Here is a 22,286-nt window from a genome sequence, read left to right as displayed (position 1 = left end):
TCCGCCGACCCCCGGGGGCGAGATCGCAGGTTCCCCGTTCCAGGGGCCGCACTCCCCAGTTGCGGACCTGTTCCGGCAGTCACGAGGACCGTGCGATCCCGGGCTCAGAAGGAGAAGACGCTGACTCCGTAGGCGTCCCTCATGCACTGGTTGCCGAAGGTGCGCTCGTAGGAGACGCGCTTGCCCTGCCAGACACCCTCGACCGTGACCACGACGGGGTCGTAGAGCTTGGTGCACCACACATCGGTTCTCGGCGCGAGGGCGTCGAAGTCACCGGCCACGCCGCGGAGTTCCGCGCAGGCCTGGGCGGCCGCCGGATGGGTGCCGGAGGCGCCGGGGGCGCAGTTCAGCGTGACGGCGCGTTCGGGCGTGGCGGTCACCGCCGACGTTCCGTGGCCGGTGGTGAGCACCAGGGCCGAGGGCGCGTAGAGCGAGCTCGGGGCGGCGACGGAGGCCCCGGTCAGGGGTCCGCAGACGGCGGCGGCGGTGAGACCGAGGGTCGCTGCCCAGCGCGCGGTGGTTCGCATTGTGTGCATCCTTCCGCTTGATTCGTCGGGTGCCGTCCACGGCCCGGTAGGTGCCGGGGCGGCGGGCGCCACTCTGCCGAGTCCGCGGTCGAAACACACATCGAACCCACAGGTTTCAGTAACATTGCGTATTGAATCAGTGGCGTGAAGTCACAGAGTTGTCAGGCGTCGACCGCCCAACGGAGCGGTTCTTGATCGCTCGAAACAGCCGAATGGCCGGTTCCCGCCGCTTCGTTAATCGTCCTGAAACATTCCGCTTCCGCTGTCGGCGGACTTCCCGGCAAGCCCTTGCCTTCGAGTCGGGCCGGAGTAATCGTCATTACATGATTACTCAGGAGCAACGAGAGAAGCTGCGCGGCTGGTTCGCCGGGCGGCTGCCCGACGACCTGTTCGAGGAACTGGTCGAGGTGACGGTGGACCGCGAGGAGATCACCGTCGTGGGACGGATACCGGGGCCCCGCCAGGCCGAGGGCGTCTCGGACGCCGAGCGGGAGGCCGCCGTGGAGGGCCGGATCCAGGAGTTCCGGGAGCGCACCCGCCAGACGCGGATCGAGGTGGCCCAGGAGGCGGAGCACCAGTACCGCCGCAAGGTGTCCTGGGGCGTGGAGTGCGCCGGGCGGCGGGCCCTGTTCACGCACGTGGCGGCGCCGGTGATGACCCGGCTGCGGCAGCCCGAACGCCAGGTGCTGGACACGCTGATCGCCGGCGGGGTGGCCCGCAGCCGCAGTGAGGCGCTGGCGTGGTGCGTACGGCTGGTCCACAAGCACACCGACGACTGGCTGTCCGAACTCCGCGACTCGCTGGAGCACGTGGAACGGGTCCGTGCCCAGGGACCGGACACCGGTCAGGACTGAGCCCCGCCGCCGACGGCCGGGGCATCCGTCACGGACCCGGACACGGCGGCGCGGAGAGGCACCGGTCGCCCGCCGCCGCGGCACCCCGGGCGGGCGCGACGGCGCGTCCCGGGGCGAACGGCGGCGAGGCAACCGCGCGTCGGGCGGGTCAGGTGCCCGCGAGTCCCGCGGGTCGGGCCGCGGCACCGCCGGCGCCGGCGGTGGAGAGGGAGCCCGAACTCTGCGACGGGCCCGGCGGGTCGGTCAGCCAGTGCTGGCCGGTGGACCGGTCACGGGCCTTCACGACGACGTCGGCGCCCACGTCCTCGCCGGCCGTGCCGAGCGCGAGGGTCGGGTCCCAGCGGGGCAGGAACTCGCCCTGCGCCGTGAGGTCGTAGCGCACGTCCGCGCCGCGTTCGTCGCCGGTCTCCGCGCAGGTGCCGAGGATGACGACCCCGCCGTCCGCGTGCGAGTCCAGGCACAGTCCGCGGTCGGCCACGCTGCGCAGCGCGCCGTCGCTCTCGTAGGCCCACTCCTGGGTGGAGGACGAGGAACACGTCGCCAGGACGACGCCTGCCCCGGTCTGGGGCGCGCCGTTGATGTCGAGGCACAGCTGGGCGGCGGCGTTGCGCAGCCGGGTCGCGTGGTCGCCGGCGGGGAGCTTGGCGGCCGTACCGGGGGTGGGCGTCGCGTCGGGGTCGGTGCCGCCGGGCACCAGGCCGGCGGAGGCCACCGCCTCGCTGCCGTCGCCGCCGCCCGAGAGCGCGCTGACGGCGAGGACCGAGGCGAGCAGGCCGGCCCCGGCGACGCCGACGCCGGTCAGCAGTGTCCGGGAGGACCAGGAGCCCGGCGGGCGGCGCACCGGCTCGGTGATGCGGGCCAGGATGCGGGTCCGTGCCGTCGCGCGGCGCCGGCCGCCTCCGGCACGGCGGGCGGCGGACCGGGGGCGGGGCTCGCCGTCGCCCTGCTTGCGTCCGGGCCGCGAGTCGAGGTAGCGGCGGGCGCCCCAGCCGAGCACCGCCTCGACGAGCAGGGCTCCCAGTCCGCCGTCGACCTGGCCGAGTTGTTCGGCGGCGGCCCGGCAGTACGGGCACTGGGCGAGATGCTCGCGGACGTCCGGCAGCAGACCGTTGCCGCGGCGCAGGGGAACGTCCAACAGCCGGTTGTAGTAGCGGCACTCCTGGGAGGGCGCGAGTTCGCGGTGGGCGCGGACACAGCCTTCCCGGAATTTCTCCCGGGCGTCCTCCAGAGCCGCCTCCGCCGTCGCCGTGTCCATGCCTAGCAGACCGGCCGGTACGGTTATGGGTTCCGCCTCGACCTCGACGTGCCACAGCAAGCTCTGGCCGAGCATCGGAAGCCCGAGGAATGACCGCTCGGCAAGGGTGCGGTTTTCCGGTGTCATCGACTTCGCGGCACGCATACCGCGGCCGCCGGCCGGTTTCCCGAGGTCCGGGAGAACCTCCGCTATTCGGTCCTCGGCCGACCAGTGGGCGACCGTGTCGCGGACGGAGACCAGCAGCCGGGGCCGCAGCGCGTCGGCGGTCTCCCCCAGCGCCACCCGGTCCAGGACCTGGTGGAACGCGGCGGCCGCGACCATGTGCGCGACGGGCCCGGAGGCGGCCAGGCAGATGACCGCGTACTCCTGCACCGGCCGCCAGTGCCGGGCCATGATCAGCGCGGCGGACCGGGAGGCCTCGATGTCGGATCCGGCGCGCAGTGGGCCGGCGAGCGACTCGTCGGACTCCCCGGCACCACCTCCCGGCGGCGGATAAGGGGGGCGAGGCGGCTGGGGGGTGGGCACTGAGCGGATTCCTTTGGTGCGATGGTGCGTACCTTTTCGGCGCGCGTGCGGGGAGCGGGAATTGACCCGCACGGGGGCCGGTCCTGCCCCCAACTGCGGAATAGTTCCTGGCCATTACCCCCGCGGTGATGATTCACCTTCGCACAAGTCTCACACACGCAACAAGGCGCCCGTACGACATCGACAGCATTGACAGAATGTCAGAAAGAGACCCCAGGCCATTGTCCTGTCACGGCCGTATTCACTTTTACGCACACCCCGTGTGAACGGTTCGCGCGCTCCCGTCCCGCGCGCACGCTCCCGTACCGCGGGCGCGAGCGGTCCACTGGTGTCCGGCCCTTTCTCCACCGGCCCCGCGCCGCGACGGCGGCTCTCGCGCGCGGAACAGGTCGCCGGCCCCGTTCCTCCCGCCCGCGGCCGGCGGCCCCGAGACGCCGGAGGCGGCTTCGCCCGCACGTCCGGGCGGGTCAGAGCTGCCAGGAACGGAGCCGGTCCGCCGCGGCGTAGACGTCGGCCTTGCCGTCGATCAGGTCGCGGGCCAGGTCGACGAGGGCGCCGTACGGCGGGTCGATGCCCACGCCGCTGACGAACATGTAGGCCACGGCGGTCGCGCAGGCGAACCGGGCGTTGGCCGAGGGCAGCGGCTTGAGCAGGGCGAGGGTGTGCAGCAGGGCGGCGGCCCGCCAGGCCGGGTCGGAGTCCACACCGAGCCGGGGCGGGTCCACCCGGTGCCGGGCGACGGCGGCGACCAGTGCGGAGAAGTCGTCGACGGTGGGCTGGTCGGGCAGCACTTCCTCGTGGCGCTGCAGGAGCCAGGGCACGTCGATATGGATGACCGGCGGCATGGCTCAGGCGGCCTCGCCCTTCGCGGGCGGTTCGTCGTCGGGGAACGCGGCCGCGAACTCGGCGGCGTGCGCGGCGAAGAACCGGCGGAACTCCTCCGCCCCCTCCTGCAGCGCGCGGTGCCGGGCGATGTCGGCGGCGGCGGCGTCACGGACGAGGGCCTTCATGGACGTACCGCGCTCCTTGGCGATCTGCCGCAGGTCCTCTAGCTCGCGGTCGCTGAACTCCACGTTGAGAGCTGGCATGCTCCTCACGGTACCGCGCGGGTACTCGGCCGTAAATAAGCGCAGGTCACCGCGGGATCGTGCGGTACCGCCGGGCGCGGTCCGCCGCGCGGGCGGCCGGACCGCGCCAGGCGGCCTCAGAAGTCGAGCCCGCTGATCCGCACGGCTCCCAGGGCTTGTCCCGGACTGGCGCCGGTCAGGGTCAGCCGGAGCCGGGAGCCGCGGGTCCGGGGGAAGGTGATGACGGTCGGGGCGTCCGAGGCGGCGCCCCATCCACCGTCCACCCCTCCACCACGCGGTACCCGCCGCCGTCCCCGACCGCCACCTCCACCGAGGCGGGCAGCGCGTGGACCGCGTCCACGGCGGCGTCCGGCTCGAAACAGGAAGAGGCGCGGTTAGGCGGCGTGCAACGCGTCCACGGACCGGACGGTGTCGTCGTTGAGCCCGAGTCCGTCGAGGTTGGCGAGCATCAGGTCGGCGGCGGAACCCTTCCTGGGCACGCTGCGGTACCTGGTCCTGCCGGTCCGCCAGCGGTCGAATGCCTCCACCATCATCACGATCCCCAACTCCTCGCAGACCTCGGCCATCTCCGGCGAGGGCGGGTTGCGGGAGGTCCGGAAGGCGTCGCCGCCCATCGACTTCATGATGGTCATCTGCCGGCGCACCGCGTCGGCGCTGACCGCCGCGCCGAGGGCGCCCTGGTCGTGGTGGAGGTCGACGCCCTTGATCCTGGTGGGTACGCCGTCGAGGGAGAAGCCCCGGTCCGGGTCGAAGCGGTGCGTGCGGATGCCGAACACCGTGCGGTAGGTGTCGGTGACGGTGGCGCCGACCCGGAGTTCGGTGTGCAGGACGTAGCGGTGCGGGGCCTCGATAGACCACAACCTCGGTCTCGCGAGGGTCAGTTCATGGTCCTCGTCGGTCCCGCCCGAGCCGGGGCCGGTGACGGAGACCGTGGCCGACGCGTCCGGGCGACGGTACGGCCGTCCGGGTCGGTGATCCGGGAGACGACCGTGACGTCCGCGCCCGCCCGGACGCGTCGGCCACGGTGGTCCGCACCCGCACCACGGCGCGCTCGGCGGTGCCGTCCGGGTCGGTGGCGCCGTCCGGGTCGGCGAGCGCGAACCGCCGGCCGTCCCGCAGGGCCACCGTGCGACGGCCGGTGACCTGCGTGGCCGTATCCGCCTCCGGGACCGCGAGGTCGGCCGGGGCGGCCGGGAGGACGCCGGCCGCGCGGGCCGCCGTGGCGGCTGCCAGAACCGATCTGCGGGTGACCGTCATGGTGCGGCTCTCCCTCATCGGGGCCCAGAACTACTCACAACTGATCGTGAACACACAGATTCTGACGGTGTGCCATGTGGAGGCGTCCAGGGTCCGGAGGTGACCGGACCCGGATTTCGTCCTCTCCACCGGCCCGCGTTCGGCCCCCCGGACGAAGCCGGTCCCGCCCGGCCGGACGTCCGCGCCTGCCGGTCACCGGCGGGTCCGACGCACTAGGCTGAACACCTGTGGTGCACCTGTTGACGGTGAGTGTGCGCTTGGGAGTGGCGAGATGAGCCGGGTCTATCCGTTCGACGATGCGGCGACGGCCCGGGCTGTCATCGACGAGAACGGCACGCTGGTCGAGTGGAACGAGGGCGCGCGACGGCTCCTCGGCCACCCGGCCGACGAGGTCGTTGGCCGGCCCGCGGCGCTGCTGCTGGCCGGGGACCCGCCACCGGCACCCGCCGGCACCCGCTGGTACGGCACCCTCCCGCTCCGGCACCGGGACGGCCGTGCGGTCCCGGTCTGGCTCGTCGCCCACCACCGCGAGGCCGCCGACGGGAGCCCCGCGTGCTGGCTCGTCTTCGCCCCGGTGACCGCGGGCGGCCCCGCCGACCCGGACTCGCCGCTGGCCAAGGCCGCGCTGGTCCAGTCGCCGTGCGCGATCGCGGTCTACGACGAAGGGCTGCGGCTGCGCCAGGTGAACGACGCGATGGCCGAGGTCATCGGACTGCCCTCGGACCGGATCCGGGGACTGCGGATCACCGAGATCGGCGGCGAGCCGCAGAGCGAGGAACTGGAGCGCAAGATGCTCCAGGTGCTGGCCACGGGCCGGCCGCTGGACGTGCAGACCTACATGCGCACCGGCGACGAGTACCGGGCGCACGCCTGGCTGGCCCGCATGGCACCGGTCACCGACGCGGCCGGGCACGTCCTCGGGGTCAGCCTGGCCGCGCACGACATCACCGAGAACTACCTGGCCAGGGAGCGGCTGCAGCTGGTCAACGAGGCGAGCGTGCGCATCGGCAGCACCCTGGACGTCACCCGGACGGCCCAGGAGCTGGCGGACGTCTGCGTGCCGGCCCTCGCCGACTTCGTCACCGTCGACCTGCTGGACCCGCCGGAGAACGGCGGCGACCTGCCGACCCGGTTCAGCGCGCCGGTCACCCTGCGCCGCATCGCCCACCAGTCCGTCCTGCCCGGCGTCCCGGAGGCGGTGCTCAAGCCCGGACACACCGAGGCCTACCCGGCGTCGTCCCCGCAGGCCGATTCGCTGATCGCGGGGCACACCATCGTCGCCTCGGTGGCGTCCGGCGAGATGACGCAGTGGCTGGACTGGCACGGGCTGCGCGCGGAGCGGGTGCGCGAGTTCGGCGTCCACTCCTCGATGGCCGTGCCGATCCAGGCGCGCGGCACGACCCTCGGGGTCGCCGTGCTGACCCGGCACCGGCGGCCCGACCCGTTCGGCCCCGACGACGTGCTGCTGGCCGAGGAGATCACGGCGCGGGCCGCCGTCTGCGTCGACAACGCCCGCCGCTACTCCCGCGAGCGCGAGACCGCCCTGGCCCTGCAGCGCAGCCTGCTGCCCCGGACGCTGCCGCACACCGCCGCCCTGCAGGCCGCCTCCCGCTATCTGCCGGCCGCCCGCGCCGGGGTGGGCGGCGACTGGTTCGACGTGATCCCGCTGTCCGGGCTGCGGGTCGCCATGGTCGTCGGGGACGTCGTCGGCCACGGCGTGCAGGCCTCGGCCACCATGGGCAGGCTGCGGACCGCGGTTCGCACCCTGGCCGACATCGACCTGGCCCCGGACGAGCTGCTCACCCACCTCGACGACCTGGTGGTCCGGCTCTCCGAGGAGCTGGGCGGCGAGGGCAGCCCCGGGGAACTCGGCGCGACCTGCCTGTACGCCGTCTACGATCCGGTGTCCCGGCACTGCACCCTGGCCCGCGCCGGTCATCCGGCCCCCGTCGTGCTGCGGCCCGGCCACCGCCTGCACGAGGTGGACCTGCCCGCCGGTCCCCCGCTGGGCCTGGGCGGCCTGCCGTTCGAGTCCACCGAGATCGAACTGCCCGAGGGCACCGTGCTGGCCCTGTTCACGGACGGCCTGATCACCTCCCCGCACCGTGACCCGGACGCCGGACTGCGCCTCCTCCACGAGGCGCTGGCCGCCTACGGCGACTCGCTGGACGAGACCTGCGACCGGATCCTGCACGCCCTGCTGCCGTCCGGCGGCGCGGCCGACGACGTGGCCCTGCTGCTGGCCCGCACCCAGGGGCTGCCGCCGTCCCGCGTGGCGACCTGGGACATCCCCGCCGACCCCGCCCTGGTCGCGGCCGTCCGCAAGCAGGTCGTGGAACGGCTGGAGGTGTGGGACCTGACCATGGCCGCCTTCACGGCGGAGCTGGTCGTCAGCGAACTGGTCACCAACGCCATCCGGTACGGCTCCCACCCGATCCGGCTCCGCCTGATCCACGACACGACCCGGCTGATCTGCGAGGTCTCCGACACCAGCCACACCGCCCCGCACCTGCGCCGGGCCAAGACCTGGGACGAGGGCGGCCGGGGGCTGCTGCTCGTGGCCCAGCTGACCCAGCGCTGGGGCACCCGGCACACCGGCGAGGGCAAGACGATCTGGGCCGAGCTGTCCCTCTTCCCGGAGGACGCGGCCTAGCGGCTGGTCAGGACCACCAGTTGCCGGGTCGCCCGGGTCATGGCCACGTAGCGGTCGACGGCGCCCCCGACACCCGAGCCGAAGTCCTCCGGGTCGACGAGGACGACCAGGTCGAATTCGAGCCCCTTGGACAGCTCCGGGGTGAGCGACCTGACCCGGGGCGTCGCCTCGAAGCCCGGATCGCCGATCACGCAGGCGATGCCCTCGGCGTGCGCGGCCAGCCAGTCGTCCAGGACCGAGGCCAGCCCGTCGGCGGACCCGTGGACGACGGGCAGGCCGCTGCGGCGGATCGAGGTCGGCACGTTGGCGTCCGGGAGCGCGGCCCTGATGACCGGCTCGGCCTCCGTCATGATCTCCTCGGGGGTGCGGTAGTTGATGCCGAGGGAGGCGAGGGCGATCCGGTCGATCCCGACCCGCGCCAGCCGCTCCCGCCACGACTCGGCGAACCCGTGCCTGGCCTGGGCGCGGTCCCCGACGATGGTGAAGCTCCGGGAGGGGCAGCGCAGCAGCAGCATCTGCCACTCGGCGTCGGTCAGTTCCTGGGCCTCGTCCACGACGATGTGCGCGAACGGACCGGCCAGCAGGTCCGGGGCCGTGGCCGGCAGTCCGGACTCGTCCACCAGGCTGACCTCGGCGTCCTCGCCGCGCAGCATCCGCACCAGGCCCTCCCCGTCGTCCCCGTCGGCGCCGGAGTCGACGGCGGCCCCGATCAGGTTGTCCACGACCTGGGCCATCCGCTCGCGCTGGGCGGCGAGCGCGGCCTCCCGCCGCTGCCTGCGCCGGGCCGCCGCGGGGTCGCCGAGCCGTTGCCGGGCCGCGTCCAGGAGCGGCAGGTCGGACACGGTCCAGGCCTGGGCGTCGGCGCGCTGGAGCAGCCGTACCTCGTCGCGGTCGAGCCAGGGGGCGCACATCCGCAGGTAGGCGGGGACCGACCACAGGTCGCCCACCAGGTCGGTGGCCTCCAGCAGCGGCCAGGCGGCGTTCAGGGTCTCGGTCAGCTCCCGGTCCTGCTGGAGGGAGCCGAGGAACCGCTCGGGCGGGATGTCGTCGCCGGTGTGCTTGTCCAGCAGGACGGTGGCCAGTTCCTCCCAGATGTGGTCGCGGCCCTCGTTGTGCGGGGTGCCCGGGCCCGGCGCCCGGAACGCGTCGGCCCAGTCGGCGGCGCTGAGCCACAGGTCGCCCCAGTCGGTGGCGACCGTCATGCCCTCGGCGGGCGGCTCCTCGTAGAAGCGCACGGCCGTCTCGACGGCCCGCACCAGGTCCGCGGACGACTTCAGGCGGGCCACCTCCGGGTCGGTCTCGGGTGTCGCGGTGGCGCCCTCGTCGACCAGGTCGGCCAGGACACAGGTCTGTACGCCCTCCTCGCCGAGGCTCGGCAGCACGTCGGAGACGTAGCTCAGGTAGGGCCGGTGCGGGCCGACGAACAGCACACCCCCGCGCCGGTGCCCGAGGCGCGGGTCGGAGTACAGCAGGTGGGCGGTGCGGTGCAGGGCGACGACGGTCTTGCCGGTGCCCGGACCGCCGTCGACGACGAGGGCGCCCCGGGAGCCGGCGCGGATGATGGCGTCCTGGTCGGCCTGGATGGTGGCGAGCACGTCCCGCATCCGCTCGGACCGGTCGGCGCCGAGGCTCGCGATGAAGGCCGACTGGTCGTCGAGAGCGGCGTGGCCCTCCAGCCCGTCGGCGGTGAACACCTCGTCCCAGTAGTCGCTGATCCGGCCGTCGGTCCAGCGGTACCGGCGGCGGCTGCGCAGCCCCGACGGGTCGGCGTGGGTCGCCGCGAAGAACGGCTCGGCCGCGGGTGACCGCCAGTCGAGCAGCAGCCGGCGGCCCTCGCTGTCGGTGAGCCCGAGCCGTCCGATGTACAGGGGCGCGGAGTCGTCCGCGGCCACGATGCGGCCGAGGCACAGGTCGAGGCCGAAGCGGCGCAGGGTGCGCAGCCGGCCGGTGAGGCGGTGGACCTCGTTGTCGCGCTCCATCGCGGCCCGGCCGGTGCCGCCCGGGGCCCTGAGGGCGGCGTCGAGCCGGTCGGAGAGGTCGGCGACCGTCTCCTCCAGGCAGCGCGCGACGGCCGCGAAGTGCCGCTCGTCGTCGGCGATCAGGGCTGGTCCGGCCTTGGCGGAGAGGTGTTCGGGGAGGTCGAAGGCGCGGGTGGTCAGGGGGTTCACTGCATCAGCTCCGTGGGGGTGCCGGACCCGGCGCCGGGAACGGCGCCGGGCGGGGGCGGCTCTGGTCGGGTGTGCGGGGGGGCACGGCCGTGGGACGGTGCGCCGCTCCCCCGGCGGGTGCCGGCGCGGCTACCCGGGCGGGCGGCTCGGCGGTGTCCCGGGCCGGCGCGGGCTCGCGCGGCTCCGTCGCCGTTGGTCGTGGCGCGAGCCGGTGACCGCGCGGCACCGGGCGGTGCCGCGGGGACGTCTCCGGCCGCGCCGGATCCGCGGGGTCACGTGGACAGGGGCGGCTGCCCGCCGGTCCCGTCCAGCAGGAGGCGGGCCGCGACCGTCGCGCCGTCGGTGCGGACGTCACCGGCGACGGCGGCCGCACGGGTGCGGACCGAGGGGGTGAGAGCGAGGGCCAGCGCGGCGGAGAGGGACTCGGTGGTCGGGACCGGGCCGTCGTGGGCCGCGCCGATGCCCAGCTCCGCGACCCTGGCGGCCCAGTACGGCTGGTCCACGATCTGCGGGACGATCACCTGGGGCGCGCCGGCCACCGCGGCGGCCGTCGTGGTGCCCGCGCCGCCGTGGTGGACGACGGCGGCCACGCGGCGGAACAGCGCCTGGTGGTTGACCTCGCCGATCGCGAGACAGTCGGCCTGGCCGTCGACCGGTGCGAGAGAGGCCCAGCCGCGCCCGATGAGGACCCGGCGGCCCTGGGCGCGGACCGCCTCGACGGCCGCGCGGGCGGCGTCCGGCGCGCCGCGCATCGCCATGCTGCCGAAGCCGACGTACACCGGGGGCTCGCCGGCCGCCAGGAAGGCCGTCAGGTCGTCCGGCAGCGGGCGTTCGTCCGGCAGCAGCCATGCCCCGGTCTGCACCAGGTCGAGGTCGGTCAGGTCATGCCACGGTCCGAGGACCGGGTCGGCCGCAAGCCATGCCCGGCCGGTGAGGACGTGGGCGCGGACGTCGTCCACCGGGGGCAGTCCGACGGCGGCCCGGTGGCTGTTCAGGGGCTCGCCGTACAGCGCGTCCACCCGCTCGGCGTCCACCTTCCACAGCGTCCGCAGGCCGGCGCCGGGCGGGGCCGGTCGGCCCGGCCGGCCGGCGGGCGGGAAGTGCGAGGACGGCATCCCGAACGGATGCGGGCACGCGAAGACGTACCGGATGCCGAGTCGCTCGGTCACGGACCGTACGCCGGCCGGCATCAGGCCGGTCGCCACCACCGCGTCGCACCCCTCGGCCGCCGCGGCGACCGGGCCGAAGTGGGCGGCGACCAGCTCGGCCGCGAGGCGGAAGGCGTCCGAGGGCTGCGGATCGGGCCTGGTCACCACCGAGCGCACCGACGGCCCGAACGGCACATGGGGGACGCCCGCCCGCGCCAGCAACCCCGCGAACTCGGCGTCCGGCGGGGCGCACACCCGTACCTCGGCGCCCAGCCGGCGCAGCGCCAGCCCGAGCGCCGCCAGCGGCTCGACGTCCCCGCGCGACCCGTATCCCATCAGCAACACACGCACCTGGTGAATCCCCCACAAACCGCTGGTTCTGGCTTCGGCCTGCGATTTTGCGGGACGAGGGGGGCCTTGCCGCAAGCCCCCCTGTGCGCTATAAGTTAAGAGTGGCGAGGAGAGAGTGAACTCCTTGCCCTATTTTTTTTGCCGCGCCGGTCACGGAGCGCGTCCGGTCAGGACACGCTCCTCGGGGCGCCCACCACTGCGGTCACGGCGCGCTCAGCCAGGGCCGGACCTGCTTGCGCGCCTCGTGCAGCCGTGACTTCAGGGTCCCCAGCGGAATCCCCACCCGTTCGGCGACCTCGGCGTAGTCCAGCTGGCAGATGTCCCGGTAGACCAGCGGCGCGACCAGCTGGGGGTGTTCCCGCTCCAGCCGGTCCAGCGCCTCCAGCAGGTCGATCCGGGAACCGGCGATCACGCTGGTGGTGCGCGGGTCGACGTGCTCGGCGGGCTCGATGGTGGCGGGCTGCTCCGCCGACCGCCGCTTCAGGTCCCGGTACTTCTGCCGGGAGCAGTTGGCGACGACCGTGTACAGCCAGGTGCTGAAGCGGCTGCGGCCCTCGAAGGTGGAGATCTTCCGGGAGATCTGCAGCAGCACGTCCTGGGCCGCCTCCTCGGCGTCCTCGCGGCACGGCAGGAACCGCCCGCAGCGCCGCACGACGTCCGGCCAGACCTCGGACAGCAACTGGTTCAGGGCCGCCTGGTCGCCGGCGGCGGCCCGCCGGGCGAGGTCTTCGGTCAGCGCGGCGTCCGGCACGGGAGGTCCCCCTCGAAGTCGATCTCAGGCCAGGCATGATAGTCGTATGCAACCCCTGGAGCGGATCGGCCGCTATCGCCTCGAACGGCGCCTGGGCACCGGTGCCTTCGGGACGGTCTGGCTCGCCCACGACGATCAGCTGGACGCGTCGGTGGCGGTGAAGGTGCTCGCCGACAACTGGTCCCACCGTCTCGACATCCACGACCGCTTCCTGTCCGAGGCGCGGCTGCTGCGCCGGGCCGACTCCAAGCGGGTGGTGCAGGTCTACGACATCGGTGAACTCCCCGACGGGCGGCCGTACTTCGTGATGGAGTACGCCGACGCGGGCACCCTCGCCGATCTGCTCGGGCCGGGCCCGCTGCCGGTCCCGGACGCGCTGCTGCTGACCGCGCTGGCGGCGCGCGGGGCCGCGGACCTGCACGGGGCCGGGATCGTGCACCGGGACATCAAGCCGACCAACGTGCTGCTGCGCACGGCGCAGGACGGCACCCGGCGGGTGCTGCTGGCCGACCTGGGGCTGGCGAAGAGCCTCGCCCAGGCGTCGGGGCTGACGCTCGCCGCCGGGTCCGCGGGCTATCAGCCGCCGGAGCAGGCCGAACCCGGCGAGGGCATCGACGCGCGGGCCGACGTGTACGCGCTGGGCGCGGTGGGCTACGAGCTGGTCACCGGGACGGTCCCCGGGGCGCCCGGGAAGGTGGTGCGGCCGGAGCGGCTGCGGCCGGACCTCGGTGACGACGTGCAGCGCGCGCTGATGCGGGCCCTGGAGCCGGACCGGGAACGGCGCTGGCCGTCGGCGCAGGCCTTCGCGGACGAGCTGGACCGGCTGTCGGCCGCGGCGGCGGCGCGCCGGCCCCGGCGGCTGGACGGCGTCCGCCGCCGCCTCAACGTCGTCACGCTGACGGCCGCCGCGGTCCTCGCCGCCGGCGGGACGGCTCTCGCGGTGACGCTGGTCGACCAGGACGGCTCGGCGGGCGACGGGACGAGGGTCGCCGACGCCACCGGGCGGGTGGTGGCACGGGTGCCGTCCGGGTGGGCGGGCGAGCTGCGCGACTCCGGTTGGAACCCCGAGACGCTCGGGCTGACCCCCGGGCACGAGCCGGGCCTGGAGGTGGCCGACGACGTGTCCGAGTGGCAGGACCTGAGGACGGCGGTGAACGGGGTGTTCATCGGCGTGAGCGAGCACGGCGACGTCACCTCCGAGGTGAAGGGCCTGTCGCACGGGCAGTGCCACTACGACGGCAGCCGTGCCTTCACGGGCGGCGCCTGGAAGGGCCTGGTACGGACCTGGAGCGGCTGCTCCGGCGCGGGCGGCTCCGTCCAGGAGGCGGCGCTCGTCCCGGCCGGCGGCGCCGCCCGGCCGCAGGTGTACGTGCAGGTACGGCAGAAGGGAACGCCCGACGACACGGCCACGGACGGCATACTTCGCTCGATCCGGGTCACCTGACCCGACGAACCACGGCGTGCCCCCGAACTTTTCCGCCGTTCATCGCATCGGATGGGAGTGACGGGCGCACGGAGCGCCTCGGGCACGCCCCGGCGGCGTGCCGACGAACACAGGAGTGTGGAGAGACATGGCGCACACCTCTCAGTCCCTGCGGCGCGGGGCGGCCCTGCTCGCCGGCACGGTCGCCGCCCTGGGCCTCCTGACCGCCTGCGGCAACGACACCTCGGGCAAGTCACCGGAGTCGGTGTCGGGCACCGCCGCTCCCGCGACCGGCGATTCCGCGGGTTCCAGCGCGTCGGACTCCGGCACCGCACCGTCCGGTACGGCGTCCCGGAGCACCGGATCGACGGCGTCCGGCGGAGCCTCGACGGACGGCGGCTCGGCGACCGGCGGCGGCACGAAGACCGCCGGCACCGCGTCCGGCAGCCGCTGCCACACCTCCGAGCTGTCCGCCTCGGTGGGCGGCAACGACCCGGGTGCCGGTCAGGAGAACTTCCCGATCGTGTTCACCAACACGTCGGGCCGCACCTGCACGGTCCGCGGCTTCCCGGGCGCGGCCTTCGTGAACGCCTCCGGCGGCCGGCTCGGCGCCGACCCGCAGCGGGAGTCCGGCAGCACCCCCTCGACGGTCACCCTCAAGCCCGGGCAGAGCGCGTGGGCGGGGCTGACCTTCTCCAACCCGGAGATCAGTGGCGCCAAGACGGCGACCCCGGCCGCGCTGGAGGTCACCCCGCCGGACGAGCGGGACGCTCTGAAGGTCACCTGGAAGGGCGGCACGGTCCCGGTGTCCGGGAACTCCTCCTCGGTGCGGCTGACCGTGCTCAGCGCCGGCACCGGTGCCTGACCCGGCAGGACCCCGCCCGCGCGGGGCCTGACCGGCCGTACCCGGACCCCGTCGCCCACTCCCCCCTGGGCGGCGGGGTTCGTCATGTCCGGACCACGACTGTCACAGGCGTGCAACACGCGCCGCCGGTTCCGATCTTTTTCGCCCGACCGCCCATCGAACCCGTCGACCACACAGGAAGCGGGCGCCGCAGGGGCCCGGGACGACGGAATCGGGGACGGACATGAGCGGCATCTCCCGCAGGCGGATCCTGACGGCGGGCGCGACGGCGGGCGCCCTGGGTGCACTGGGTGCGGTGTCGGGGTGCTCGAACGGTGCGCTGACGGTCGGGGGCGGCGGTTCCGCCGGGGCCGGCGGCAAGGACGGCGCCGCGTCGGCGAAGCCGCTCAAGCTCATCGGGGACGGTTCCACCGCGGACACCGGAGCCCAGCCGCACCAGCCGAAGGCGACGCGCCTGGCGCCCGGGGCCAAGCCGCCGCAGTTCGTGGTGTTCTCCTGGGACGGCGCCGGCGAACTCAGCAACAAGCTGTTCTCCCGGTTCCGCAAGGTGGCCGCCGACCACGGCGCGAAGATGACCTTCTTCCTGTCCGGCATCTACACCCTGCCCGAGGCCAGGAAGGACCTGTACCGGCCGCCGCAGCACGAGGTCGGCGCCTCCGCGATCGGCTACCTCTCCGACCGGCACATCCACAACACGCTCCAGCAGGTGCGCTCGGCCTGGCTGGAGGGCCACGAGATCGGCACCCACTTCAACGGGCACTTCTGCGGCAGCGACGGCGTGCGCAACTGGTCCCCCGCCGAGTGGCGCAGCGAGATCGACCAGGCGATCGGCTTCGTCACCCGGTGGAAGACCAACACCGGCTTCACCGACCTGGACCCGCTGCCCTTCGACTACCGCAAGGAGCTGATCGGCGGCCGCACCCCGTGCCTGGAGGGCCAGACCAACCTGCTGCCCACGGCGGCGGCGCTGGGCTGGAAGTACGACGCCAGCTCGCCCGGCGGCCTGCAGATCTGGCCGGGCAAGGTGCAGGGCAACCGGATCTGGGACTTCCCGCTGCAGTCCATACCCTTCTCCGGGCACTCCTTCCAGGTCCTGTCGATGGACTACAACATGATGTTCAACCAGTCCGCCGGGAACCCGCTGGGCGACAAGTCGCGGTACGACGCCTGGCGCACCCAGGCCCGCGACACCTACCTCGCGGGGTTCCAGCGCGCGTACACCACCAACCGGGCGCCGTTCTTCATCGGCAACCACTTCGAGCGCTGGAACGGCGGCATCTACATGGACGCCGTCGAGGAGGCGATCGGGAAGATGGCCGAGCACGACGACGTGCGCTTCGTCTCCTTCAAGCAGCTGGTGGCCTGGCTGGAGGCGCAGGACCCGGCCGTGCTGCGGACCCTGCGCATGCTGAACCCGGGTCAGGAGCCGACCGGAGGATGGGCCGAGTTCCTGGGTCCGGCGGGTACCCCGTCCGCGTAGCCGGTTCCGTCTGCTTTCATGGTCGGGCCGCACTTGATCACGCCCCGAGGAAGCCGCCCTGAACACCCCGCTCGCCGAGACCCTGTCCGTCCTGCTGCTCGCCGCCGTCCTGGCCTGGGCCGTGATCCGGCCCCGTGGCCTGCCGGAGGCGGTGCTCGCCGTGCCCGCGGCGGGAGTGGTGATCGCCACCGGCGCGATCTCGCTCGACCACGCCCGCGAGGAGGCCGAACGGCTCGGGCCGGTCGTCGGTTTCCTCGCCGCCGTCCTGGTGCTCGCCCACTTCTGTGACGTGGAGGGCCTGTTCCAGGCCTGCGGGGCGTGGATGGCCCGCTGGTCCGAGGGGCGGCCGGTGCGGCTGCTGACCGCGGTGTTCGCGCTGGCCTCGGTGATCACCGCCGTACTGAGCCTGGACGCGACGGTGGTGCTGCTGACGCCGGTGGTGTTCGCGACGGCGGCTCGTTCCGGGGTGCGGGCCAAGCCGCACGTCTACGCGTGCACGCACCTGTCGAACACGGCGTCGCTGCTGCTGCCGGTGTCGAATCTGACGAACCTGCTGGCGTTCGCGGCGAGCGGGCTGAGCTTCACCCGGTTCGCCGCGCTGATGGTGCTGCCCTGGCTGGTGGCGATCGGCGCCGAGTACGTGGTGTTCCGGCGGTTCTTCGCCCGGGACCTGTCCTCGGCGGCCCCTGGGGCGAAGGACACCGGGGAGCCGCCCCGGCTGCCGTTGTTCGCGGTGATCACGGTGGCGTGCACGCTGGCCGGGTTCGTGGTCACCTCCGCGTTCGGGGTGGACCCCGCGTGGGCCGCGTTCGCCGGCGCGCTGGTGCTGGCCGGGCGGGCGCTGGTGCGGCGGCGGGCGACCGCGCGGTCGGTCGTGAAGGCGGCGGCTCCCGCGTTCCTGGCGTTCGTGCTCGCGCTCGGGATCGTGGTGCGGGCGGTCGTCGACAACGGGCTGTCCGACGCGCTCGGGCGGGTGCTGCCCGGCGGGACGGGGCTGCCGGCGCTGCTCGGCATCGCCGCGCTGGCCGCCGTGCTGGCGAACATCGTCAACAACCTGCCCGCGGTGCTGGTGCTGCTGCCGCTGGCGGCGCAGACCGGACCGGCGGCGGTGCTCGCGGTGCTGCTCGGGGTGAACATCGGCCCGAACCTCACCTACGCCGGTTCCCTGGCGACGCTGTTGTGGCGCAGGATCGTGCACCAGCACGATCACGGGGTGGACCTCGGCGAGTTCACCCGGCTGGGGCTGTTCGCCGTGCCGACCGCGCTGGCCGGTGCGGTGGTGGCACTGTGGGGGGCACTCCAGGTGGTCGGGATCTAGACGGGAGGCCATGGGCATGCGGGTGATCGTCTGGCTGGTCGAGGGGACCTGGCCGGCCTGTGTGGACGCGGCGCGCGACAGCGCGCGGGAGGCGGACGAGGTGGTGCTGCTGCACGTGACCGAGCCGGGGGTGGCGGGGCTCGCGCACGGCGCGTTCGCCGGGCTGCTGGGCCGGGCGGGTTCGGAACCCGATCCGGAGCAGCGGCTCACGGACCTCGGCGGCACGTCGGCCGCGGACCTGCTGGACGCGGCGGAGACCCGGCTGGGCCGGCCGTGCACCCGGATGGAGCGGGCCGGGCGCGTCGAACGTGAGGTGGTGGCGGCCGCCGAGGGCGCCGGCCTGCTGATCGTGGCACGGGACGGCGACCGGTCCCGGCTGGGACCGCACAGCCTGGGCAAGGCGGTGCGGTTCGCCGTCGACCACGCGCCGTGCCCGGTGCTGCTGGTGTGGCCGGAGGGCGCGCCGGACCTGGAGACGATGCCGCCCCCGCCACCCCGTCGTCCCTGAGCCCGTGGCGGCTCAGCGGTGGTGGTGTCCGCCATCGCCGTAGCCGCCACCGCCGTAGCCGCCCCCACCGCCCCATCCACCGCCGTAGCAGTAGCCCGGATACTGCTCGCAGGGGTCGTAGCCGGTGGCGCCGCTCGACGGCGCGGGCGGCGCGGTCGTCCGGGGAGCGGACGGGGTGGGCTTCGGCGTGGGACTCGGCGCGGCCCCGGTCGTCGCGGGCGCGGCCGGGGCCGACGAGGGGCCGGGCGTCGGCTTCGTGGTGGCCTCGGCGTCCCAGTTGACGACCTGCATCTGCAGGTCGGGCTGCGAGGTGTCCATCACCCAGCGCTGGGAGGCCACGTTCGCCCGGGTCTTGACGACGAGGGCGCCGCCGCCGTCGGTGGCGGCCGGGGCGAGCGCGAGGTCCTGGTTCCAGCGGGGGATCAGGGCGCCCTGGAGGGTGAAGTCGTAGCGGATGCTCCGGCCGCCGGTCCCGGAGGCGGCGCAGGGGGCCAGCCGGACGGAGTAGCCGAGGTGCGAGTCGAGGCACAGGCCGGGATCGGCGCCGTTGCGCAGCAGCCCGTCGTTCTCGTACGTCCACTGCTGTCCCGCGGCCGCGGAGCACGCGGTCAGTTCGGTCTCGGCGCCCCGGGCGGGGTCGCCGCCCACCACGCCGATGCACAGGCCGGAGGCGATGTTGTGCAGGCGTCCGTGCAGGGTGCCCTGGGAGGTCCGGCCGGTGCCGATCCACGAAGAGCCCGGGCCCGCGGTGCCGGAGCCGGGCGTGGCGGAGGGCCTGCCCGCGGAGGTCGCGCCCGGGTCGTCCGAGCCGAGCACCGCCCACAGCACCAGCGGCAGTACGACCAGCCCGCTCGCCGCGCCGACCGCCACGGCGAGGTTGCGGCGGCGCACCCGGCGGGCGGCCCGCTTCTCGGCACGGCGGGACGGGGCGGGATGCGCCACCAGGTCCCTGCCCGGCGCGTCCGCCGCCGCGCCGAAGGGCTCCCCGCCCTCGGGACGGCCGTCGTCCGCGGCCTCCTGTCCGGCGTGCTGGCCGGTGCGGCGGCCCCGTGACTCCAGATAGGCGCGGGCGCCCCAGCCGAGCACGGCCTCGGCCAGCGCGAGGCCGAGGCCGCGGTTGAACTGATCGAGTTGGTCGGCGGTGTACCGGCAGTGGATGCAGCCGCCCAGGTGCTGCTGGAGGTCAGGATCGATGTCGACACCGCCGCGCCGGAAGGTCACGTCGATCATCCGGACGTACCGCTGGCACTCGTCCTCGTGGGCGAGTTCCCGGTGCACCTGGAGGCACTCCTCGCGCAGCCGCTCGCGGGACCTGCGCAGTTCGACCTCCGTGTCCTGCTCGTCGAGGCCGAGCAGCGCGGCGGGCGCGGACAGCGGCTCCGACTCGACGTCGGCGTGCCACAGCACGGCGCGCGAGGACTGGGTCAGGCGCTGGAAGGCGCGGGAGAGCAGGCGGCGGTTCGCGGGCGGGAGCAGCCGGGCGGCGGCCCGCTCGCCCTCGGCGGCGCGCAGTTCGGGGTGCAGGAGTTCACCGCGGCCGTCGTTGTCCCATTCGGCGGCGATCCTGCGGACGGTGACGAGGAGTTGAGGGCGCCAGGCGGCGGTGGGGCCCGCCTGGCGGAGGGATTCGCCGAAAAGCCGGGTGAATGCGGCGGTGGTGAGCATTCCCGCGCCGCGGGGTCCCTCGGTGCACAGGCGGGCGTAGGCGAAGGCCGCTTCCCAGTGCCGGTCGAGGAGTTCACCGACGGGGTGCAGGGCGGGTGTGGCGCCCGTCCATTGTTTGAGCTCGGCGCTGAGCTGCTCGTCGGTGACGTCGAACGGCCGGGCGGGGGTCGGGGAATTCCCCAGGCCTGCGTCATTCACGGCGGCATTCCTTCCAGGCGCTACGCGTGATGCGGTCCATACCAATTGGCAGGTGACCGGTATGCGGCCCGGCCGGCACCATGGCCGGACGGGCATTCGGGGGTTCGGCGCTAGAACGTCCGCCGTCGGCTGCTCTTTTGAAGCGTGGGGGGCGTACGGAAGCGACCTCGCGCACGCGGGGAATCAATTGTCCGCATGCCGGCACGGCACACTTTTGCACAGGCCCGCGGAGCAGAACAAGGGATCTCTTGGTTTTGCGCATTGACCCGGACCCGGGTTAATTTGACCCGGCGTCAATGAGCGAGTCGGGGTCATGTCGTCGTATCGACATCGCAATTGGCGCGCGGAATGCGGGACGACCGCCGCGCCCTTGCTGCCAACCATTGCGTCCCGGGCCGACCTGCGCGCACGCCGCGTCCGACCCCGGCCGGAAACCAATGACCGTGTTCCTCAGGCGCGTTCACCGGAGCGGTGGGCGCCGGGCCGGACACCGTATCGTGCGCGGAAAGCCCGGCTGAAGCGGAAGGGGCCGGGAAATCCGGACGCGGCCGCGACGCGCCCGACGGTCAGGCCGGCGCTCTCCGGCAGCCGCGCGGCGCGGCGCGGCCGCACGCGGGAGTACGTGGCACCGCCCGAGGGGCCGGCGGCGGTGCCGCGTCTCAGTGGCCGGAGACGGGGTGGGGACCGTAAGGCTGCCGGAGTTCTTCGAGTTCCTTGTCGCTGAGCGCCAACTCCACGGCCGCCACCGCCTCGTCGATGTGGTGCGGCTTGGACGCGCCGACGATCGGAGCCGTCACGGTGCTCTGGTGGAGCAGCCAGGCCAGCGCCACCTGGGCCCGGGTGACCCCCCGGTCCTCGGCGATCCGGGTGACCGCCTCGACGATCGCCCGGTCGGCCTCGTGGTAGAGGCGGCTGCCGAAGGTGTCGGCGGCGCTGCGCTCGGTGACCGCGCCCCAGTCGCGGGTGAGGCGGCCGCGGGCGAGCGGGCTCCACGGCAGGACGCCCACGCCCTGGTCGGCGCAGAGCGGCAGCATCTCGCGCTCCTCCTCGCGGTAGAGGAGGTTGTAGTGGTCCTGCATGGAGACGAACGTGGTCCAGCCGTTCCGCTCGGCCGTGTACTGGGCCTTGGAGAACTCCCAGGCGTACATCGAACTCGCCCCGATGTAACGGGCCTTGCCCGCCTTGACGACGTCGTGCAGGGCCTCCATCGTCTCCTCGACCGGGGTCTCGTGGTCGAAGCGGTGGATCTGGTAGAGGTCGACGTAGTCGGTGCCGAGGCGACCGAGGCTGTGGTCGATCTCGGTCAGGATCGCCTTGCGGGACAGACCGCCGCCGTTGGGGCCCGGCCGCATCCGGCCGTGCACCTTGGTGGCGAGGACGATCTCGTCGCGGCGGGCGAACTCGCGCAGCGCCCTGCCGACGATCTCCTCGCTGGTGCCGTCCGAGTAGACGTTCGCGGTGTCGAAGAAGTTGACGCCCGCCTCCAGGGCCTGCCGGATCAGCGGGCGGGAGGCCTCCTCGTCGAGGGTCCACTCGTGGATGCCGCGGTCGGGCACACCGTAGGTCATGCAGCCGAGGCAGATCCGGGACACGTCCAGACCGGTCCGGCCGAGCTTCACGTACTCCATCGTTGTCTCCCGCCGCCGAGATCACGTCGTACAGAGCCGAGCGTACGTCGGCCGGCCGGCCCGCGCGGAGCCGGCGGCCGTGGGGCGGGTCAGCCGCGCTCCAGCAGATCCAGCACCCGTTCCCAGGCGAACTCGGGCCGCCCGCCGTCCACTTCGCTCGTGCCGGTGTGCGGGTCGCCGAAGCGGACGCCCAGCCCGCGCAGCCGGGCCACGCTCTCCCGGTAGGCGGGGTGGGCGGCCAGCGCGTCGGCGACGCAGGGCAGGACCGCTATCGGGACGCCGAGACCCAGGGCCTCGCAGAGGGTGCCGACGGCGAGGGTGTCGGCGAGTCCGGCGGCCCACTTGTTGACGGTGTTGAAGGTCGCGGGCGCGACGGCCACCGCGTCCGGCGCCGGAAAGGGGCGCGGGTCGGAGGGCCGGCGCCACGCCGACCGGACGGGGCGGCCGGTGCGCGCCCGCACGTCGTCGGCGTCGAAGAAGCCGTTCACCGCCACCGGGGTGGCGATGACCCCGACCTCCCAGCCGCGCTCCTGGGCCGCGGCGATCACTCTGCCGACGCCCGCGGCGACGCCGGCCCCGCACACGACGAGGTACAGGAAGGGCTTCGGGGACGCGTCGGTCATC

18 protein-coding genes and 1 pseudogene are annotated in these 22,286 nt (G+C 74.0%); 7 read left to right on the top strand and 12 right to left on the bottom strand.

Translation table 11 applies throughout. From position 1 onward, the window contains the following. Positions 1-104: 104 nt before the first annotated feature. On the bottom strand, positions 105-527 hold the full coding sequence (locus tag ACIRQ9_RS13285) for a subtilase-type protease inhibitor (protein ID WP_404171090.1): 423 nt from the start codon (positions 525-527) through the stop codon (positions 105-107). Between the two features lie 323 nt (positions 528-850). Here ACIRQ9_RS13285 and ACIRQ9_RS13280 point away from each other — a divergent pair, with 323 nt between their 5' ends. Then, complete coding sequence (locus ACIRQ9_RS13280; protein ID WP_404171087.1) at positions 851-1,381, top strand: hypothetical protein; 531 nt, start codon at positions 851-853, stop codon at positions 1,379-1,381. Between the two features lie 148 nt (positions 1,382-1,529). Here the strand turns inward: ACIRQ9_RS13280 and ACIRQ9_RS13275 are convergent, their stop codons facing one another. The 5 genes and pseudogenes from ACIRQ9_RS13275 to ACIRQ9_RS13255 form a co-directional block, all read right to left on the bottom strand. Beyond that, positions 1,530-3,161: an RICIN domain-containing protein gene (locus ACIRQ9_RS13275; protein WP_404171084.1), complete on the bottom strand. Its 1,632-nt coding sequence runs from the start codon at positions 3,159-3,161 to the stop codon at positions 1,530-1,532. Between the two features lie 467 nt (positions 3,162-3,628). After that, positions 3,629-4,006: a toxin Doc gene (locus ACIRQ9_RS13270; protein ID WP_351327488.1), complete on the bottom strand. Its 378-nt coding sequence runs from the start codon at positions 4,004-4,006 to the stop codon at positions 3,629-3,631. A gap of 3 nt (positions 4,007-4,009) precedes the next feature. After that, positions 4,010-4,249: a hypothetical protein gene (locus ACIRQ9_RS13265; protein WP_089103774.1), complete on the bottom strand. Its 240-nt coding sequence runs from the start codon at positions 4,247-4,249 to the stop codon at positions 4,010-4,012. A 116-nt stretch (positions 4,250-4,365) separates the two neighbouring features. Beyond that, positions 4,366-4,512, bottom strand: a complete 147-nt coding sequence (locus ACIRQ9_RS13260) for a hypothetical protein (RefSeq protein WP_404171080.1) — start codon at positions 4,510-4,512, stop codon at positions 4,366-4,368. Between the two features lie 114 nt (positions 4,513-4,626). After that, positions 4,627-5,506 (bottom strand): annotated as a pseudogene (locus ACIRQ9_RS13255) (glycoside hydrolase family 2 TIM barrel-domain containing protein); the annotation flags it as partial. 271 nt (positions 5,507-5,777) lie between these two features. On the opposite strand from ACIRQ9_RS13255, the gene ACIRQ9_RS13250 reads away from it, so the two are divergent. Further along, positions 5,778-8,159 (top strand): SpoIIE family protein phosphatase, encoded by a 2,382-nt coding sequence (locus ACIRQ9_RS13250; RefSeq protein ID WP_404171077.1) that lies wholly within the window; start codon positions 5,778-5,780, stop codon positions 8,157-8,159. On the opposite strand, the gene helR is transcribed toward ACIRQ9_RS13250, so the two are convergent. The 3 genes from helR to ACIRQ9_RS13235 form a co-directional block, all read right to left on the bottom strand. Further along, positions 8,156-10,327: an RNA polymerase recycling motor ATPase HelR gene (gene helR / locus ACIRQ9_RS13245; protein ID WP_404171074.1), complete on the bottom strand. Its 2,172-nt coding sequence runs from the start codon at positions 10,325-10,327 to the stop codon at positions 8,156-8,158. The genes ACIRQ9_RS13250 and helR overlap by 4 nt on opposite strands. Before the next feature lie 272 nt (positions 10,328-10,599). Beyond that, on the bottom strand, positions 10,600-11,826 hold the full coding sequence (locus ACIRQ9_RS13240; RefSeq protein WP_404171071.1) for a glycosyltransferase: 1,227 nt from the start codon (positions 11,824-11,826) through the stop codon (positions 10,600-10,602). Positions 11,827-12,028: 202 nt separating this feature from the next. Continuing rightward, complete coding sequence (locus ACIRQ9_RS13235) at positions 12,029-12,577, bottom strand: sigma-70 family RNA polymerase sigma factor (RefSeq protein ID WP_351327500.1); 549 nt, start codon at positions 12,575-12,577, stop codon at positions 12,029-12,031. Positions 12,578-12,623: 46 nt separating this feature from the next. On the opposite strand from ACIRQ9_RS13235, the gene ACIRQ9_RS13230 reads away from it, so the two are divergent. The 5 genes from ACIRQ9_RS13230 to ACIRQ9_RS13210 all read left to right on the top strand — a co-directional run bounded on the left by ACIRQ9_RS13230 (position 12,624) and on the right by ACIRQ9_RS13210 (position 18,171). Continuing rightward, on the top strand, positions 12,624-14,021 hold the full coding sequence (locus ACIRQ9_RS13230) for a serine/threonine-protein kinase (protein ID WP_404171067.1): 1,398 nt from the start codon (positions 12,624-12,626) through the stop codon (positions 14,019-14,021). Positions 14,022-14,148: 127 nt separating this feature from the next. After that, complete coding sequence (locus ACIRQ9_RS13225; RefSeq protein ID WP_404171064.1) at positions 14,149-14,865, top strand: DUF4232 domain-containing protein; 717 nt, start codon at positions 14,149-14,151, stop codon at positions 14,863-14,865. Between the two features lie 223 nt (positions 14,866-15,088). After that, positions 15,089-16,345 (top strand): hypothetical protein, encoded by a 1,257-nt coding sequence (locus ACIRQ9_RS13220; RefSeq protein WP_404171061.1) that lies wholly within the window; start codon positions 15,089-15,091, stop codon positions 16,343-16,345. A gap of 58 nt (positions 16,346-16,403) precedes the next feature. Continuing rightward, positions 16,404-17,663 (top strand): arsenic transporter, encoded by a 1,260-nt coding sequence (locus ACIRQ9_RS13215; protein ID WP_404171738.1) that lies wholly within the window; start codon positions 16,404-16,406, stop codon positions 17,661-17,663. Between the two features lie 16 nt (positions 17,664-17,679). Then, positions 17,680-18,171, top strand: a complete 492-nt coding sequence (locus tag ACIRQ9_RS13210) for a universal stress protein (protein WP_404171058.1) — start codon at positions 17,680-17,682, stop codon at positions 18,169-18,171. A gap of 12 nt (positions 18,172-18,183) precedes the next feature. Here ACIRQ9_RS13210 and ACIRQ9_RS13205 read toward each other — a convergent pair whose 3' ends face one another. The 3 genes from ACIRQ9_RS13205 to ACIRQ9_RS13195 all read right to left on the bottom strand — a co-directional run bounded on the left by ACIRQ9_RS13205 (position 18,184) and on the right by ACIRQ9_RS13195 (position 22,285). Then, positions 18,184-20,034, bottom strand: a complete 1,851-nt coding sequence (locus tag ACIRQ9_RS13205; protein ID WP_404171055.1) for an RICIN domain-containing protein — start codon at positions 20,032-20,034, stop codon at positions 18,184-18,186. Positions 20,035-20,693: 659 nt separating this feature from the next. Further along, positions 20,694-21,662, bottom strand: a complete 969-nt coding sequence (locus tag ACIRQ9_RS13200) for an aldo/keto reductase (protein ID WP_404171052.1) — start codon at positions 21,660-21,662, stop codon at positions 20,694-20,696. 89 nt (positions 21,663-21,751) lie between these two features. Further along, positions 21,752-22,285 carry a flavoprotein gene (locus tag ACIRQ9_RS13195; protein ID WP_404171049.1) on the bottom strand — a complete coding sequence of 178 codons (534 nt, stop codon included), beginning with the start codon at positions 22,283-22,285 and terminating at the stop codon, positions 21,752-21,754. Position 22,286: the final 1 nt, after the last annotated feature.

The sequence above is a fragment of the Streptomyces sp. NPDC101237 genome, from assembly GCF_044767465.1.
GTDB classification, from domain to species: Bacteria; Actinomycetota; Actinomycetes; order Streptomycetales; family Streptomycetaceae; genus Streptomyces; species Streptomyces gramineus.
The sequence above is the reverse complement of the archived record's forward strand: the minus strand, read 5'-3'. Positions and strand labels throughout refer to the sequence as shown.